We start from the raw sequence: 15,428 nt of genomic DNA on the forward strand, positions 1-15,428 counted from the left end.
AATCGGCAATCGCTTTGCCGCCAGCTGTCCGTAAAAGTTGGAAGTCTCTCCTCCCGGACGAATCTGATTCATGACAGCCCTCTCTTCAGCAACGCGCGGTGTTCTCGTCGCGTTTGGCGCCTATGCCGTGTTCGCGTTCAGTGACGCATCGATCAAGATCCTGCATGGCGGCGTGCCCGCCTATCAGATCGCCTTCATCGGCGCGCTGTTCGGTTGCGCCGCATTGCCCTTCATCAAAGACAGGGATGATTCCTGGCTCGATATCGTCAGGAGCACGAACCGTACTCTGTGGCTGATGAGATTCTTTTGCGGCGCGATAGGAGCAATAGCTTCGATCATTACATTCACAAAGCTCCCGATGGCCGAGGCTTTCTGTCTGCTGTTTCTTCTGCCGTCCTTCGTAACCATTCTGTCCGTCATCTTTCTCGGCGAAGATGTGCGCTGGCAGCGCTGGGCGGCCGTGGTCGTCGGTTTCATCGGCGTTCTGATCGTGCTGCGTCCGGGTTTTCGCGAGTTGTCCGCTGGTCACCTTGCGGCGGCAATCGGCGGCCTGGTTGCGGCAATCTCGATCGTCATTATGCGAAAGATGGGGCCCGCCGAAAAGCGCCTGTCGCTGTACGGTGCAGCGCTGCTTGGCACACTTGCCGTCAGCGGCATATTGATGCTCTCGGAGATGGTCGTTCCAACTCCGCGCCAATGGCTGTTCATTGCAAGCTACGGCCTGCTCGGTGGGGCGGGCAACGTCATGCTGATGACCGCGGCCAGGCTGGCGCCGGCCAATCTCGTTGCCCCTCCACAGTATAGCCAGATGCTTTGGGCCATCGCGTTCGGATATTTGATCTTCCACGACGCCATCGACCTTGCAATGGCTGCCGGCATCGTTCTCATCATCTGCTCGGGCTTGCTGACGCTGGCTCGTGAAAAGAAACGCGGCACGCCGCTGCCGCGGGCGGTCGTTTCCGCTGACAATCAGGCGTCGCTTGCGACCTCAACCGACGAGACCGGCGACATTGAGCAACCGGCTCAAACGGCTTCGCACGCGATTCCTCAAGCCTAAAAAGAAACCGCCCTTGCCGAAGTCGAAAGACGTTTGCGAGGGCGGTTTTCTATTTTCTCAGGGTCTGGCGATCGTCGCCGTCAGCGGCGCAGGACCGGGCAGCCGCGGGCGTTGGCGAAGCTGATTTCGTCCGCGCCGCGGCGCGTCCAGCCCTCGACGATCACACGGCGAGGCGTGACGTCGACCACACGTGCACGACGGAAGCCGTAGTCACGTGCGATGTCTTCTGCCAGCCGCGGGTCACAGCCGCGGCCACGCGGCGGCGGGCGGTTATAGTCGGGCGGTGGCGGGCGGTAGTAACCCGGAGGCGGTGGCGGGCGGCCACTACCAATATAGACGTCTACCTGGGCGGAAGCCGGCGCAGTCACCCCGGCAACCGTGCCGACAACGAGCAACGTCGCAAGGCCGGCCTTGGCCAGAAATTGCATCATCGAAATTCTCCCTCGGGTACGGCAAAGGCCTTCCCCATTCGCTACACTCTTGCCGGCAAGGTCATGTCCAACCCTTCCGGATTTGCGCATTCATATGCGATTCGCACAGAGCAGGCCGAAAATGGCGCGGGCAAGGCAAGCCGAGGGCGCCATTGTGGACGAAGTCATTTAGCGGCGGATCACGGGGCAACCGCGAACGTTGGCGAAGACCATCTGGTCCCAGCCGCGATGGTCGCGGCCCGAAACGACGACACGGCGCGGCGTAACGTTGGTGACGCGCGCTGAGCGCAGACCCGACCAACGTGCCTTCTGAACCGCCTGCACGGGCGAGCAGGCATGCATTGGACGGTGCTGAACATGGACTGGTGGACGTCCCCATTCCGAAGCCGAGGCATTCGGCGTAGCGAACGGAATCGAGGCCAATGCGATAAGAGCGGCAAATGAAGCCTTGGTGATGAAATGGGTCATGATACGACTCTCTAAATGGTTGCTTACATCTCCCGTACGGGATTGTGCAGACCATAACCCTATGAAAATGAATGATCTTCGAACTGGCCGTTCAGTTCAGGTTCAGCCGCCGAGATGCAGCACGATCTCGCGCCGATGCGGCCTGTCGCGGTGTTCGAACAGGTAGATTCCTTGCCATGTGCCGAGTGCGAGCCGACCGCCGATAACCGGAACGCTGATGGAAACCTGCGTCAACGCGGCTTTGATATGCGCGGGCATATCGTCGGGACCCTCCGTCGTATGGACAATCCAACGCATCGAAGGATCGGAACTGGGTGGCACCAATCGACGGAAGAATCCGTCGAGGTCGGTGCGAACATCCGGGTCGGCGTTTTCCTGGATGAGCAGCGAGCATGAGGTGTGGCGCACGAAAACCGTCAGCAGCCCTTCGGCCGCGCCAGTGGCGCGAACGAAAGATGCTGCTTCTGCTGTAAACTCGTAAAATCCTTGCCCCCTGGTGGAAATGCTGATGATCTTCTGGGGCATGAACGATGTTCCACTTGCATATCTCTTGCGAGACGAGACGTTCGGCTGACCTTATGTCAGTACCGCATTTCCTCCGAACTCTCAAAGCTGCAGGAAGGGAACGAATCCACCGAAAATCATCCGTTTGCCATCGAAGATGGACTTCCACGCGTCGCCTTGAAGGCGCGGGTCTGCCATCACCTTCTTCATGATGTCGTCCCGGTCCTGGCGTGAGCTATAGACGATCCAGGAAAAGATCACGACTTCATCATCTGCCGCCTGGACCGCACGGGGAAACGAGGTCAGTTCCCCATATGGCACATCATCGGCGATGCATTCGACATATTCCTTGGCCCCATAGGACTTCCAGACTGCGCCGGTGGTGGCGGAAAAGGCCTTGTACGCCTCGATGTTCTTCTGCGGCACAGCCACGACGAACCCATCGACATAGGACATGTTTTTCTCCCTTAGCGTTGTTGCGCGTCCAAGGACGAACGGAGGCGGCTTGGACCGACATCCCTCTTCAACTTAAGATTAGGCAGGATCGGCGATAGGCAAGAGAATTGCCGCCGGGAATAATTTCGAGCCGACTGTCGACAGCTTCTCTAGGGCGCGGCGAATGGCGAAGATCGGCGTCGCTGCGCTCGGGCGCGGGCTAAGCGCCGGACAACTCGATAAGCCGCTGCGCCTGCATGTCGGCCTCCTGGCACTGCGTGGTGACGCGCAGCGTTCGGAACTGTTCCACGAGAAAGTCGACGAGCGCCCGAACCGCAGTCGGCAGTCCTCGAGAGGCCGTAAAGACGAGATAGATCGTGGCCTGCGACATCCGGTAATCCGGCAGAAGGCGGACCAACCGGCCGTCGCGTATCCCCTCGGCGCAGATGTGGTCGGGCAAAAGCCCTACCCCGACCCCGGCATAGATAGCCTCTAGAATCGCCGACACGCTGCGGCAACTCATGCGTGGCTTGTGCTGGTGCCGGTATCGAGTGCCATCCGGTCCGGTGAATTCCCAGACATCCAAATCCTGCCACTCCGTCATCGGCCCGGCAAACGATACCGTTGGTGCATCGGCAAGACATTCGACGCCTTCGATCGACGGCAGCGAGCTCGCAACCTTCTGGTTGGCCACAAGGATCAAATCCACCTTGCTGAGCACTCGCATCGTCAGTTCAGAATCGGTCTCCTCGGTCAATTGCGCCCGAACTGCAAGATCAAGGCGCTCATCGATGATGTCGACTCGCCGATCCGTGGTGAGTATCTGCAGCTGCACCTTGGGGTATCTATTGAGAAACTCCGGGATCATGGTGCCAAGAGAGCCGTCCAGCAATCCGTGCGGCACGCTTATGCGGATTTGCCCCTGTGGCTCGCCGGTTGCATCGTTGATCGCCTTGGCGGCGCGATCGGCTTCGCGCAGCATGTTTTCGCAGTGATTGTAGAAGGCGCGTCCGATTTCCGTCACCCGGAACCGGTTGACCGTTCGCTCGAGCAGCCTGACACCAAGCCGCGTCTCCAGCGCAGTGATGTGCCGGCTGAGCTTTGATTTCGGCATGTTCAGCACCCGCCCGGCGGCGGAAAAGCCGTTGTGACGAACAACTGCGGCAAAATAGACGAAATCGTTCAGATCCTGGAAAACACCCTCTGCATTGAGCATGGGGCACCCCTTTCAGTAAGCACGACAGGCCGGCGGCCCGTTATCGCTTACCTGTCCCGGCAGATGATGCCAACCGCCACGAACAAGATTTCGTTCCAAATTTGGAACACTGCGTTCCAATCAGCGCCCTTCAGTTCGACCGGCGGCGGGACTATCTGCGGGGAGATTTCCTTTGGCGCCATTGCAATGATGGCGCCAGACGCGCTCCCACGAGCCTCCGAAAACAGCACCGGCCACCGCGATGTCCCGCAGAGTTGCGGCGCAAGGTGTCTTTGCGCCTAAGTGTTTGATATTGTTACATAAAAACCACACAAAGAGCCAAACGGCTGTCTCAACGAGGGATTTTCATACCGGGAGAATTGATAGATTTAATCAAGGATGAAATTAAGGCTTCGGCGGTTCGCTGATCCGCCAGCCGAAAGGCAGACTATCGGAACCGCCCCGTCTCCCACGGTGGCAGTTCACTCGAAAAGGAAATGGATTTTCAAATGAACATACGGATGGCTTTGCTGACCTCCGCCGCAGCATTTGCTGCTGCGTCCACGCCGGTCTTTGCTGCTGACGCAATCGTCGCAGCTGAACCCGAGCCAGTTGAATACGTCCGCGTCTGCGACGCGTACGGCACGGGCTACTTCTACATCCCGGGCACCGAAACCTGCCTCAAGGTCAGCGGTTACCTGCGTTTTGAAGTCTATGGCGGCCCGGATCAGAAGGGCACCTCGGACTGGAACGCCCGTACGCGCGCTCAGGTTCAGTTCACCGCCAAGAGCGACACCGAGTATGGTCCGCTCACCGGCGTTATCGTTCTCCGTAACAACGGCGACAACGCTTCGACCAACTCGACCCTGGACTCGGCATATATCGACATCGCCGGCTTCCGCGCTGGTCTGTTCTACAGCTGGTGGGATGACGACCTTTCCGGCGAGCCGGACGTTCTCTCCAGCTTTGAAACCCTGCACAACTCCATTCGCTACCAGTATGAAAACGGCGATTTCTACGCCGGCATCAGCGTAGACGAACTGGAAGACGGCTACTTCAAGGACGGTGAAAACCCGAACAACGTTGGCGTCGCCCTCGGCGTTGGCGGCAAGGCTGGCGTAGTCAGCTACCAGCTCATCGGCGGCTACGACACCGACAACGAAGAAGGCGCTGTTCGAGGCATGATCTTCGCTGATATCGGCCCTGGCACCCTCGGCCTGGCAGGTGTCTATGCATCTGGTCCGAACTCCTACTACTCTCAGTCGGAATGGACTGTTGCGGCAGAATACGCGATCAAGGCGACCGACAAGTGGACCATCACCCCGATGGCCCAGTACTTCGGCAACTACGTTCCCGATCTCGACACCTTCCACGGCAACTCGTTCGACGGCCTCGGCGATGCCTGGAAGGTCGGCATCACGGTCGACTACCAGATCGTCGACAATCTCTATGCCAAGGCAACCGTCGACTACACCGATCCGGACGACGCTGACGAAGTAACGAAGGGCTTCTTCCGCCTGCAGCGCGCGTTCTAATCAAACTCCCCGGCGCCCTGGATCAACCTAGGGCGCCGCCTGGTACTGCGTTTTCTGATCCGATTGACCTCCGATCAGTTACGGGGACTGGTCCGGTTTCCCTGCCGGACCGTCCTTGTTTCCTCCCAAGAATCCGCGGCTCCGCGGCGAACACTACCTTATTCGGCGTTTCGCCCATGAGCTGCACTAGCCCGGAAACTCCTCAACCGAGTCGACCCGATCGGGATAGAAAGCGAGGTGCTCCTTGATCTCGCTGACAGCGGCATACGGACTTTCATAGGTCCAGATCGCATTCACGACCTCCGCACCGCCCAAAACAATGTTGAAATACGACGCCTCGCCCTTATACGGGCAGTAGGTATGGTGATCACTCCGGGTGAGAAGCGCCATATCGACATCAGCGCGCGGTATGTACTGAACGGCAGGATAGGACGCTTCCTTCAGCGACAACGCATTGCGACTATCGGCAATAGCCTGCCCGCGCAGCTTTATGACGACGCGCGCAGGATTGGGCGTGACGGTAATCGGGTGATCGGGACCGGGTATCTTCATCGATTGTGCAGACATCGGCAGCTCCTTCGGCCAGAACTCAGATATAGGAGCCGCGCCATCAAATTGCAGGAGCGGCCGTGGCGGGTCCTCGCTTCCGCCGCCCGTGAACGGCACCGGCAAACAACGCTACTTTGCCGCCATCGCCCGTCGCTGAAACAAGCCGAGTCCTAGGACAGCCGCCAGCACGCAGCCGACGCCGGCAACTTGGTTGGAATGCAGCGGCTCACCGAGTATCACGAAGGCCATCAATAACGCGGAAACCGGTGCGACTGCGGTGAAAAGCGACGCCTCGACGCCGCTCACACGCTCCGCCCCGGCATACCAAAGGATGAAACCGACAACGGTCGGCACCAGCGCGTAGTAGATCACTGCCGACATCGCACCTGCCGAGAATTCCCGTGGCACACCTTCTGCCAAGACGGCCGCCACCATGGCGACGCCGAAGCCAATCCCCGTCATCAATGCAGACTGCGTCAGCGCCGAGATCGGTGTGCTGAGGTTCTTGTTCAGGAGTATGAACAGGCTTTCGCAGATCACGGCTCCGAAAACCAGTGCGTTGCCAGGCAGGGATCCACTTCCGGCATCGGGTGAAAGCGCGATGAACAAAACGCCGGTTGTCGCCAGCACGATCGCCAACACCATCGACGAACGAGGCGTTTCGCGCAGAACAACGACGGAAAGCGCCCCGGCGACAACCGGCAACGTCCCGATGATGACGCCCGCGTCGGCCGCGGTGGTCAGCTTCAGGCCTGAGATCAGCAAGGTCGTGTAGCCAACACTGCCCGCACCGGCCTGAACGAAGACGATGATCCAGTCGCGAAGCGGCAAGCTTGGCAGGCGGGTCCCGGTCATACCCATCAAAAGCAGGAAGAACGGGAAGGCAGCGGCGAAGCGCAGAGCTGTCGCCGTGAACGGCGGCATGCCTGACGCAATGACCCGGCTTGCGATAACGGTGCTGCCAACCGTGATCATCGCCAGAGTCAGATAGAGGTAACCTTGCAAATGTCGCTGCATCGCCTTCTCCTGTTTGCGCAGAAGAAAGACCATAATTATCTAGCGATCTTGTATGAAATTGCAGCGCAGTCAGGCGACCGCATTGGCATAGGCGCGCGGAGAGACCCCATACTTCCGCACAAACACGCGCGTCATGTGGCTTTGGTCGACGAAGCCGCTGGCAATGGCGGCCTCCGCCAAGGGTGCGCCGCCCGCGATCAGACGCCGCGCAAGATGGATGCGGCGCTGGACCAGATAGGCATGTGGCGTCATGCCGGTTGCTTTCGCGAAACCCCGCAATACCTGAAACCGGCTGAGCCGGCTCGCACGGGCCAGGTCGGACAGAGAGATTGCCGCTGTAGGATCGCAGTCGATCATTTCCTGCGCGGTCCGAATGGCCTGGGGTGCACCCGGCCGATCGTTCGGGACGGCCTCCGCAAAGACGCGGGCGACGAGTTCAAGCAGGACTTGCTCCAGCTGCAGTTGCCGCCCTCCCTCGTTGGTCAAGAGCGCAAAAACTGCCTCGAAGTGCGCCGCGATCGCCTTGTCATGCAGCACCGGATGCGCAATCTCGACCGCCGATCGTCGTCCCCCTGTAACTTCGGAGAGGTTGGCAGTGATCACCGCAGGGTCGAAGTAGAGGATTCGCCACGACCTGCCCTCACCGATCGGCGTGCCATCATGCACTTCGTTCGGATTGACCGTGATGATGTCGCCGGCACCAGCCTCGACCATCCCACGCCCGCTCAGCGATTTCTGCGCACCTGACGAAACCAGCCCGATGCCGAACTGCTCATGAGTATGGCGCGCGAAGCTCCGGCCGCTACTGGCAGCCACGGCCTCAATGCCGGCAACCGCCGACCTGAACATGCGAAATTGACTGCGGGCCATGAGTGGGCTTTCAGAGATGAAGCCGCATAGTGCCAGCCGAAGCCACCGAAAACAACGGCAAGCGACACCCCTCGCTGCCCATCGCCTCAAGCGATCATGCTGGCCAAAGTGCTCAATGGAGCGTTTCGCCCAGATCCTTGTCTGCCAGAATCGCCCAGACATCATCGAGCGCGGCAACCAGGATATCGGTGAGCTCGTCTCCGCGATTCTCGAAAAAGGCAGCCTTGGTCGCTTCATCCTGCAGTTCGAAGAAGCGCTCGATTTCGTTCGACATCTCATTGTCCTTTCACGCGCCACCGACATGTGGCGATGGGAAAGGGTTAAAGGGACTGTCTTGCGCCGAACTGGTGAACGCTAGTCCATCGGGAAACGGCGGCTCGCCCATTCGCTCCTTGGAACCGGATTGCCGACGGCAAAGCTGAACGATTGGATTTTCGTGGCCCCATCGTCCACCTCGCAACGGAAACTGACATCATACCAGCGGCCCGCAGCCCGAAATGCGCCTTTCCGGACCTGGAGAACGGTGCCCTTTGACAAGCGGTAGGATGGCAGGAGTTCCGGCCGATATGACGGGGAACCATGCATCAGCTGCTGCCGAAGCTCCGTGCCGCAGAGTTGGTCGACACGAACACTCCGCGGCAGATCGCCCATTGCGGTTCTCGCCACTGGATCATTCGTCATATTCTGCGAGAACAATGTCTTCGCCTCCGTCAGCTCGACGGGCTTGTCCGCCTGTGCGGTTGCCGTCGCATCGGGCTTCGTTGCATTGGGCGGTTTGCCCTGCTCAAAGCTGGTCTTGGCCTCGCTTTCGGCGCCGGCGGCTGGACCGTTCTTCTCGGCATGGCTTTCCGCCAGGTCGACCCGCGGCAGGTCGACATCATCAGGGACCGGATTGGCCGGCGGTTCCTTGCTTTCAGGTGTCTTGGCTGCCTCTGTCGTTTGCTCCGGTTTCACCTGATCTTCCTGGGTTTCAGGCTTGGGTTCAGGTGAAGGCTTCGGCGTATCAGACTTTACACCCGCGACGGAAGCATCCCCCTCGGTCGATTTCTCCGGGCCGGTATCCTTGTCGCCAAATTCCGTCACCGGGCGCAGCACCGGCAGCGGCTGCCCCTTGCCAGACTGCTCCTTGGACTTGGCATCCTCTGCAGCTGCTGCTTCCGGTGGTTTTTCCGGCGGTTTCTCTTCCGGCGTCTTTGCCTGCTCCGGCGGTGGTGGCGGTGGTGGCGGAGGCGGCGGCTGCTCGGCCTTCTCTTGCTTCGGCGGTTCCGGCGGCTTCTCGGCCGGCTTTTCCTCCGCCTTCTTCTCCTCGGGTTTCGGCTCCTCTGGCTTGGGCTCTTCCGGCATCTTCAATTCCGGCAGCTTCTCCTCGGGTTTCTTTTCCTCTGGTTTCTTTTCTTCTGGCGGTGGCACGAGGTCGACGCTGACGGTTTCCTCCTCCGGCTGAGGCGCAGGTACGGGCAGCTTCACGAGAAAGAAGCCGACGACGGCAAGGTGCAGCAGAACGGAGGCAAAGATGCCCCAGCCGAATGCTCCCCATTTCTTTCCCGAAGTCTGCTGCATGCCTACGAACGATGCCCTGCGCCACGCTACCGATGTGGCCTTTTAAGAAGGCATCATCAAGCCGTAAAACAAAAAAGCCTCGTGCCACGCGAACGCAACCGTTTTCGCGCAGCACGTCCTCCACATGTTTGCGCGTATTCGCCTCTGCGAGAAGGTCAAGGGCTATCCGAGCGAGCCTATGATCTCGCGATAGGCAGCCTCCGGAAACGCCTTTAGCGTCTTGGTGCGCACATTACCCGCCATCCCAAGCGACAGCCCGAAGCGCGCCATGACAGCATCGTCAGGCGCCTCGCAGACAGCAACCATGTCGTGATCGCCCAAGGTAAGGAAGAAATTCTGGAAGGATCCGCCCATGTCGCCAAGCAGCTTCTTTGCCGCGTCCAGGCGCTTTGCCGAGTCGCGAACGTTGCGAATGCCCTGATCCGTCCAATTAATAAGCACGATGTAAGTGGTCATTGCACACCTCCCACCGGAGGGTCTTGGCCCTACGCAACAGGCTATGGCGACCTTCGCTCACGCGCTGTGGTCGGTCCTGTCCCCCGTAGTGTCTACCTTACTCCTGTCCCCATGCGACAACAAGAAATGCCACGGCCCGCAAGGGTGCCAGAAAAGCAAAAGCCGGGCACAGGGCCCGGCTCTTGGATGTTTCCAGTCGAAGGTGGAAGCTTAGCTGTCCAGGAAGCTGCGAAGCTTTCTCGAACGGCTCGGGTGCTTCAGCTTGCGCAGCGCCTTCGCTTCGATCTGACGGATACGTTCGCGGGTAACCGAGAACTGCTGACCGACTTCCTCGAGCGTATGGTCGGTGTTCATGCCGATGCCGAAACGCATGCGCAGCACGCGCTCTTCGCGCGGCGTCAGTGATGCCAGAACGCGGGTCGTCGTTTCGCGCAGATTCGCCTGGATGGCGGCGTCGATCGGCAGCAGCGCGTTCTTGTCCTCGATGAAATCGCCGAGGTGTGAATCCTCTTCGTCACCGACAGGGGTTTCGAGCGAGATCGGCTCCTTGGCGATCTTCAGGACCTTGCGGACCTTTTCGAGCGGCATGGCAAGCTTTTCGGCCAGTTCTTCCGGCGTCGGCTCGCGACCGATTTCGTGCAGCATCTGGCGCGACGTGCGGACGATCTTGTTGATCGTTTCGATCATATGCACCGGAATACGGATCGTGCGGGCCTGGTCGGCGATGGAACGGGTGATCGCCTGACGGATCCACCACGTCGCGTAAGTCGAGAACTTGTAGCCACGGCGGTATTCGAACTTGTCGACCGCCTTCATCAGGCCGATGTTGCCCTCCTGAATGAGGTCGAGGAACTGCAGACCACGGTTCGTGTACTTCTTGGCGATGGAGATGACGAGGCGAAGGTTCGCTTCGACCATTTCCTTCTTGGCGATGCGGGCTTCGCGCTCGCCCTTCTGCACCATGTGCACGATGCGGCGGAATTCCGAGATCGAGATGCCGGTTTCCGTTGCGAGATTCTGGATCTCCTGGCGGATGTCGCGGATCGTCGTGTTTTCGCCCTTGGCGAATTCCTTCCAGCCGCGTGCCGCCAGATTGCCGATCGACTTCATCCAGTTCGGATCGAGTTCGGCGCCCTGATACTGCTCGAGGAACGAGTCGCGCTTGACGCCGTAGGATTCAGCGAGACGCAGCAGGCGGCCTTCGTTCTGAACGAGGCGCTTGTTAATGTCGTAAAGCTGCTCGACGAGGGCGTCGATGCGGTTCTGGTTCAGCGACAGAGACTTGACGGCCTTGATGAGCTCATCCTTGAGCTCCTTGTACCGGCGCTCCTGGGCAGACGACAGCGTGCCGGTGGCAGCGAGCCGCTGCTCGACCTGCTGGTCCTGAAGCTTGCGCAGCTTCTTGTAGGTCTCGGCGATGATGTCGAGCGTTTCCATGACCTGCGGGCGCAGTTCCGCTTCCATAGCGGCGAGCGACAGGTTGGACTCGTCTTCGTCTTCTTCTTCCTCTTCCGGAGGAAGGCCTTCGCCGCCGACATTGGTGATGTCGTCGTCGCCAGAACGGACGCGGCGCGTCTTTTCCTTCTCTTCGGCGGCCTTGCGGTCAGCCTCGATCTTCTCGGGGCTTTGGAACTGCGGTGCAGCCTTGGCTTCCGGGCCGGAATAGGTGGTTTCGAGGTCGATGATCTCGCGAAGCAGCGTCGTGCCTTCGTTGAGTTCATCGCGCCAGATGATCAGCGCCTGGAACGTCAGCGGGCTTTCGCAGAGGCCGCCGATCATGGTTTCGCGGCCGGCCTCGATGCGCTTTGCGATCGCAATTTCGCCTTCGCGCGACAGCAGCTCCACCGAGCCCATTTCGCGCAGATACATGCGAACCGGATCGTCGGTGCGGTCGGTCGGTTCCTTCTTCTTGGCGGTCGCAAGGGCAGTGCCGCCGGAAGGCGCGAGCTCGCCGCCTTCGCTCTCGTCGTCGGAGCCGGAATCATCATCGTCGCCGCCGGCCGTGGCTTCCTCGGCTTCTTCGTCTTCGATGACGTTGATGCCCATGTCCGACAACATCGACATCGTGTCTTCGATCTGCTCGGACGTCACTTCTTCTGACGGCAGGACGGCGTTCAACTCGTCCATCGTTACATAGCCGCGCTTCTTCGCGGCCTTGATCATCTTCTTGACCGCGTCATCGGAAAGATCGAGAAGAGGGCCGTCGGTGCCGCCGTCGCGTTCGACTTCCGCTTCTTCGTTTTCTTTGACCTTGGTTGCCATTTATGTCGTCGCCTTCCTGACGCTATTCAAACTCGTCGCAGTGAACGGCCGCACGCAGCCGATACGCCGCAAACGACCGTCTCGAATCACCTAGTCTCACCTAACGGGATGAGATTTAATGCCTGATTAACCACGATTGCCGGCGCCGGACGACAGAGCTTCATTGTCATCAAATGTCCGGCCATGGTTGTGCGATCCGCCCTTGACCCAGTTCACCGCTTTCCAAGTCGAACGGTGATTCCCACATTTTTTGTTCTCGTCAAGCTTTTCTAGCAAAAAAGCCTCACAAAACCCGGAAAAAGCCTTATCCACAGGCCCGGAACCGCCCAAGCGATTGCCAACCATAAATAGGATGTCACCACGAGAAGACAAGGGCAGCAGGCATTCTTCCTGAACAGCCAAGTCGCCGCCAAGATTCGACGTGCCCGCCGTTTGTTTTGTCCGACCTCCGTCGAAGCTTAATGCGACTGCCCATCCCAGGGCTGGATCTCCAGACTTGCAAGATCAACAGCGGGAATGCAGCGAACGTTGATGCAGGCCATCTCGGCACCGTCCGGCATCTTAGCTTCCGCGAAGGGAGCGATGCCGCAAGTGCCGCAAAAGCGGTGCCGGATCGTGTGGGTATTGAACGTATAGGTGGACAGCTTCTCACGCGGCGTTCTCAGGGTGAACTTGTCGCGGGGAACGAAGGCGAGCAGCCCTCCGCGCCGTCGGCATAGCGAACAATTGCAATCAAGGGCGGAGGTGAACTCCCCCTCCACCTCAAATGCGATGTTGCCGCAATGGCAGCTTCCTTCGTACTGCATCGATCCTCCTCAGTTCCAGTCCATAACCACCTTGCCTGAATTGCCCGAGCGCATCGCCTCGAATCCCTCCCGGAACTCATCGATCCCGATCCGGTGCGTGATAACGGGCGACAAATCCAGCCCGCCCTGCACGAAAGCAATCATCTTGTACCAAGTCTCGAACATCTCGCGACCGTAGATGCCCTTCAGGTTAAGCATCTTGAAGATGACTTTGTTCCAGTCGATCTCGAAGCCGGCAGGCGCAATGCCGAGGATCGCGATCTTGCCGCCATTGTTCATCTTGTCGATCATGTCGCGAAAGGCCGGCGCAGCGCCGGACATTTCAAGCCCGACGTCGAAGCCCTCGGTCATTCCGATCGACTTCATCACGTCGGTGAGGTTCTCCTTCGAGGCATCGACGACATAATCGATGCCGAGCTTGCGGGCGAGATCAAGCCGATGCGGGTTGATGTCTGTTATGACCACCTTGCGGGCGCCCGATCGCTTGGCGACCAGCGCCCCCATGATGCCGATCGGGCCCGCGCCGGTGACAAGCACATCCTCGCCGACGAGATCGAAGGAAAGAGCTGTATGCACCGCGTTGCCAAACGGGTCGAAGATCGCGGCGATCTCATCGGAAATATCGTCCGGAATCGGCACCACATTCGCCTCGGGAATGCAGACGAACTCTCCGAACGAGCCGGGGCGGTTGACGCCGACGCCGAGCGTGTTGCGGCAGAGGTGGCCCCTGCCCGCACGACAGTTGCGGCACTTGCCGCAGACGATATGCCCCTCGCCGGAAACACGTTCACCAACATGGTATTTCGTAACCGCCGAGCCGATCTCAGCGATCTCGCCGCAGAATTCATGGCCGACGACCATCGGCACAGGAATGGTCTTCTGCGCCCACTGGTCCCAGTTCCAGATATGGACATCGGTACCGCAGATCGCGGATTTCTTCACCTTGATCAACACGTCGTTCGGTCCGACCTCGGGAACCGGGACATGTTCCATCCAAAGCCCCACCTCCGGCTTCGCCTTGACCAGCGCCTTCATCATGTTCGACATGATCTAACTCTCCCAAACCCTTTAAATGACACCGAGTTCGCGGCCGGCTTCGGCAAAGGCCGCAATCGTCCGCTCGACATCTGCACGTGAATGCGCCGCCGACATCTGCGTGCGGATGCGCGCCTGTCCCTTTGGCACGACAGGGAAGGAGAAGCCGATCACATAGACGCCCTTCTTCAACATGAGCGCCGCCATGTCCTGCGCCAGCTTGGCGTCGCCAAGCATGACAGGAATGATCGGATGCCCCTCGCCCGCCAAGGTGAAGCCGAGCTTCGTCATTTCGGAGCGGAACAGCGCCGCATTGGCTGCCAACCGCTCGCGCAGCGCATCACCGTTCTCGATGAGATCGAAGACCTTGAGCGACGCAGCCGCAATTACCGGTGCCAGCGTGTTCGAGAACAGATAGGGGCGCGACCGCTGCCGCAGCCAGTCGACGATTTCCGCCTTTGCCGAAGTATAGCCGCCGGAGGCACCGCCGAGCGCCTTCCCGAGCGTGCCGGTGATGATGTCGACCCGGCCCTCAACCCCGCAATGCTCGGCTGACCCGCGCCCATGCTTCCCGACGAAGCCGACGGCGTGGCTGTCGTCGACCATGACCATCGCACCATATTTCTCGGCGAGGTCGCAGACGCCCTGCAGGTTGGCAATAATGCCGTCCATCGAGAAGACACCATCAGTAGCGATCAGCTTGAAGCGGCTGCCTTCCGCCTTCTTCAGCTCTTCCTCCAGCGCCGTCATGTCGTTGTTGGCATAGCGGAAGCGCTTCGCCTTGGAGAGACGCACGCCATCGATGATCGAGGCGTGGTTCAGCGCGTCGGAGATGATTGCATCCTCCTCGCCGAGCAGCGTCTCGAAGAGACCGCCATTGGCGTCGAAACAAGAGGAATAGAGGATCGTGTCTTCCATGCCGAGGAAGGAGGAAATGCGGGCCTCGAGCTGTTTGTGCTCTTCCTGTGTACCGCAGATAAAGCGCACCGACGCCATGCCGTAGCCATAGCGGTCGAGCGCCTTCTTCCCCGCTTCGACAAGCTCCTCATTATCAGCGAGCCCGAGATAGTTGTTGGCGCAGAAGTTCAGCACGCGCTCGCCGGAGGCAACGGCAATCTCGCCTGCCTGCTTGGAGGTGATGACGCGCTCGGACTTGTAAAGTCCGGCATCCTTCAGTGCGGCAAGTTCGGTGCGGAGGTAGGAGAGGAATTCCGAGGTCATTGAATGCCCTTCTTGTGATGTTTCCCG

At 59.7% G+C, this 15,428-nt stretch carries 18 protein-coding genes; 2 read left to right on the forward strand and 16 right to left on the reverse strand.

Translation table 11 applies throughout. The features are described from left to right. Positions 1-70: 70 nt before the first annotated feature. Entirely contained in the window at positions 71-1,057 is a 987-nt protein-coding gene (locus tag C934_RS0113220) for a DMT family transporter (RefSeq protein WP_018857164.1), read from the forward strand. An 80-nt stretch (positions 1,058-1,137) separates the two neighbouring features. Here the strand turns inward: C934_RS0113220 and C934_RS0113225 are convergent, their stop codons facing one another. The 5 genes from C934_RS0113225 to C934_RS0113245 form a co-directional block, all read right to left on the reverse strand. After that, a complete protein-coding gene (locus C934_RS0113225; protein ID WP_018116228.1) occupies positions 1,138-1,488 on the reverse strand; it encodes a hypothetical protein in 351 nt (116 codons plus the stop codon). A gap of 168 nt (positions 1,489-1,656) precedes the next feature. Beyond that, positions 1,657-1,956, reverse strand: coding sequence for a hypothetical protein (locus tag C934_RS0113230; RefSeq protein ID WP_018857165.1), 300 nt, complete (start codon positions 1,954-1,956; stop codon positions 1,657-1,659). Positions 1,957-2,058: 102 nt separating this feature from the next. After that, positions 2,059-2,481, reverse strand: a complete 423-nt coding sequence (locus C934_RS0113235) for a secondary thiamine-phosphate synthase enzyme YjbQ (protein WP_018857166.1) — start codon at positions 2,479-2,481, stop codon at positions 2,059-2,061. Positions 2,482-2,562: 81 nt separating this feature from the next. Further along, positions 2,563-2,916, reverse strand: a complete 354-nt coding sequence (locus tag C934_RS0113240) for a DUF1428 domain-containing protein (protein ID WP_018857167.1) — start codon at positions 2,914-2,916, stop codon at positions 2,563-2,565. A 199-nt stretch (positions 2,917-3,115) separates the two neighbouring features. After that, positions 3,116-4,111 carry a LysR substrate-binding domain-containing protein gene (locus tag C934_RS0113245; protein WP_018857168.1) on the reverse strand — a complete coding sequence of 332 codons (996 nt, stop codon included), beginning with the start codon at positions 4,109-4,111 and terminating at the stop codon, positions 3,116-3,118. A gap of 488 nt (positions 4,112-4,599) precedes the next feature. On the opposite strand from C934_RS0113245, the gene C934_RS0113255 reads away from it, so the two are divergent. Then, the gene (locus tag C934_RS0113255) at positions 4,600-5,625 is read left to right on the forward strand and encodes a porin (RefSeq protein WP_025659304.1); all 1,026 of its coding nucleotides are present in this window, start codon (positions 4,600-4,602) and stop codon (positions 5,623-5,625) included. Between the two features lie 186 nt (positions 5,626-5,811). On the opposite strand, the gene C934_RS0113260 is transcribed toward C934_RS0113255, so the two are convergent. The 11 genes from C934_RS0113260 to C934_RS0113305 all read right to left on the reverse strand — a co-directional run bounded on the left by C934_RS0113260 (position 5,812) and on the right by C934_RS0113305 (position 15,401). Beyond that, complete coding sequence (locus C934_RS0113260) at positions 5,812-6,192, reverse strand: DUF427 domain-containing protein (protein WP_018857170.1); 381 nt, start codon at positions 6,190-6,192, stop codon at positions 5,812-5,814. Positions 6,193-6,303: 111 nt separating this feature from the next. After that, positions 6,304-7,191 (reverse strand): DMT family transporter, encoded by an 888-nt coding sequence (locus tag C934_RS0113265; RefSeq protein WP_198011812.1) that lies wholly within the window; start codon positions 7,189-7,191, stop codon positions 6,304-6,306. Between the two features lie 69 nt (positions 7,192-7,260). After that, positions 7,261-8,061 (reverse strand): AraC family transcriptional regulator, encoded by an 801-nt coding sequence (locus tag C934_RS0113270; RefSeq protein WP_018857172.1) that lies wholly within the window; start codon positions 8,059-8,061, stop codon positions 7,261-7,263. A 112-nt stretch (positions 8,062-8,173) separates the two neighbouring features. Beyond that, positions 8,174-8,335, reverse strand: a complete 162-nt coding sequence (locus C934_RS35140; RefSeq protein ID WP_018116301.1) for a hypothetical protein — start codon at positions 8,333-8,335, stop codon at positions 8,174-8,176. Between the two features lie 80 nt (positions 8,336-8,415). Continuing rightward, entirely contained in the window at positions 8,416-9,621 is a 1,206-nt protein-coding gene (locus tag C934_RS0113280; RefSeq protein ID WP_018857173.1) for a DUF930 domain-containing protein, read from the reverse strand. A gap of 162 nt (positions 9,622-9,783) precedes the next feature. After that, positions 9,784-10,077 (reverse strand): GYD domain-containing protein, encoded by a 294-nt coding sequence (locus tag C934_RS0113285; protein ID WP_018116303.1) that lies wholly within the window; start codon positions 10,075-10,077, stop codon positions 9,784-9,786. Between the two features lie 210 nt (positions 10,078-10,287). Then, positions 10,288-12,339 (reverse strand): RNA polymerase sigma factor RpoD, encoded by a 2,052-nt coding sequence (rpoD, locus tag C934_RS0113290; protein ID WP_007534225.1) that lies wholly within the window; start codon positions 12,337-12,339, stop codon positions 10,288-10,290. 126 nt (positions 12,340-12,465) lie between these two features. Continuing rightward, positions 12,466-12,741, reverse strand: coding sequence for a hypothetical protein (locus C934_RS34670; protein ID WP_156828755.1), 276 nt, complete (start codon positions 12,739-12,741; stop codon positions 12,466-12,468). 56 nt (positions 12,742-12,797) lie between these two features. Further along, positions 12,798-13,145, reverse strand: a complete 348-nt coding sequence (locus C934_RS0113295; protein ID WP_018857174.1) for a GFA family protein — start codon at positions 13,143-13,145, stop codon at positions 12,798-12,800. A 9-nt stretch (positions 13,146-13,154) separates the two neighbouring features. Further along, positions 13,155-14,192, reverse strand: coding sequence for an L-threonine 3-dehydrogenase (gene tdh, locus C934_RS0113300; protein ID WP_018116225.1), 1,038 nt, complete (start codon positions 14,190-14,192; stop codon positions 13,155-13,157). A 21-nt stretch (positions 14,193-14,213) separates the two neighbouring features. Then, positions 14,214-15,401 (reverse strand): glycine C-acetyltransferase, encoded by a 1,188-nt coding sequence (locus C934_RS0113305; protein WP_018857175.1) that lies wholly within the window; start codon positions 15,399-15,401, stop codon positions 14,214-14,216. Between the last annotated feature and the right edge of the window lie 27 nt (positions 15,402-15,428).

This window comes from Rhizobium sp. 42MFCr.1 (genome assembly GCF_000377185.1).
Classification (GTDB): Bacteria; Pseudomonadota; Alphaproteobacteria; order Rhizobiales; family Rhizobiaceae; genus Rhizobium; species Rhizobium altiplani.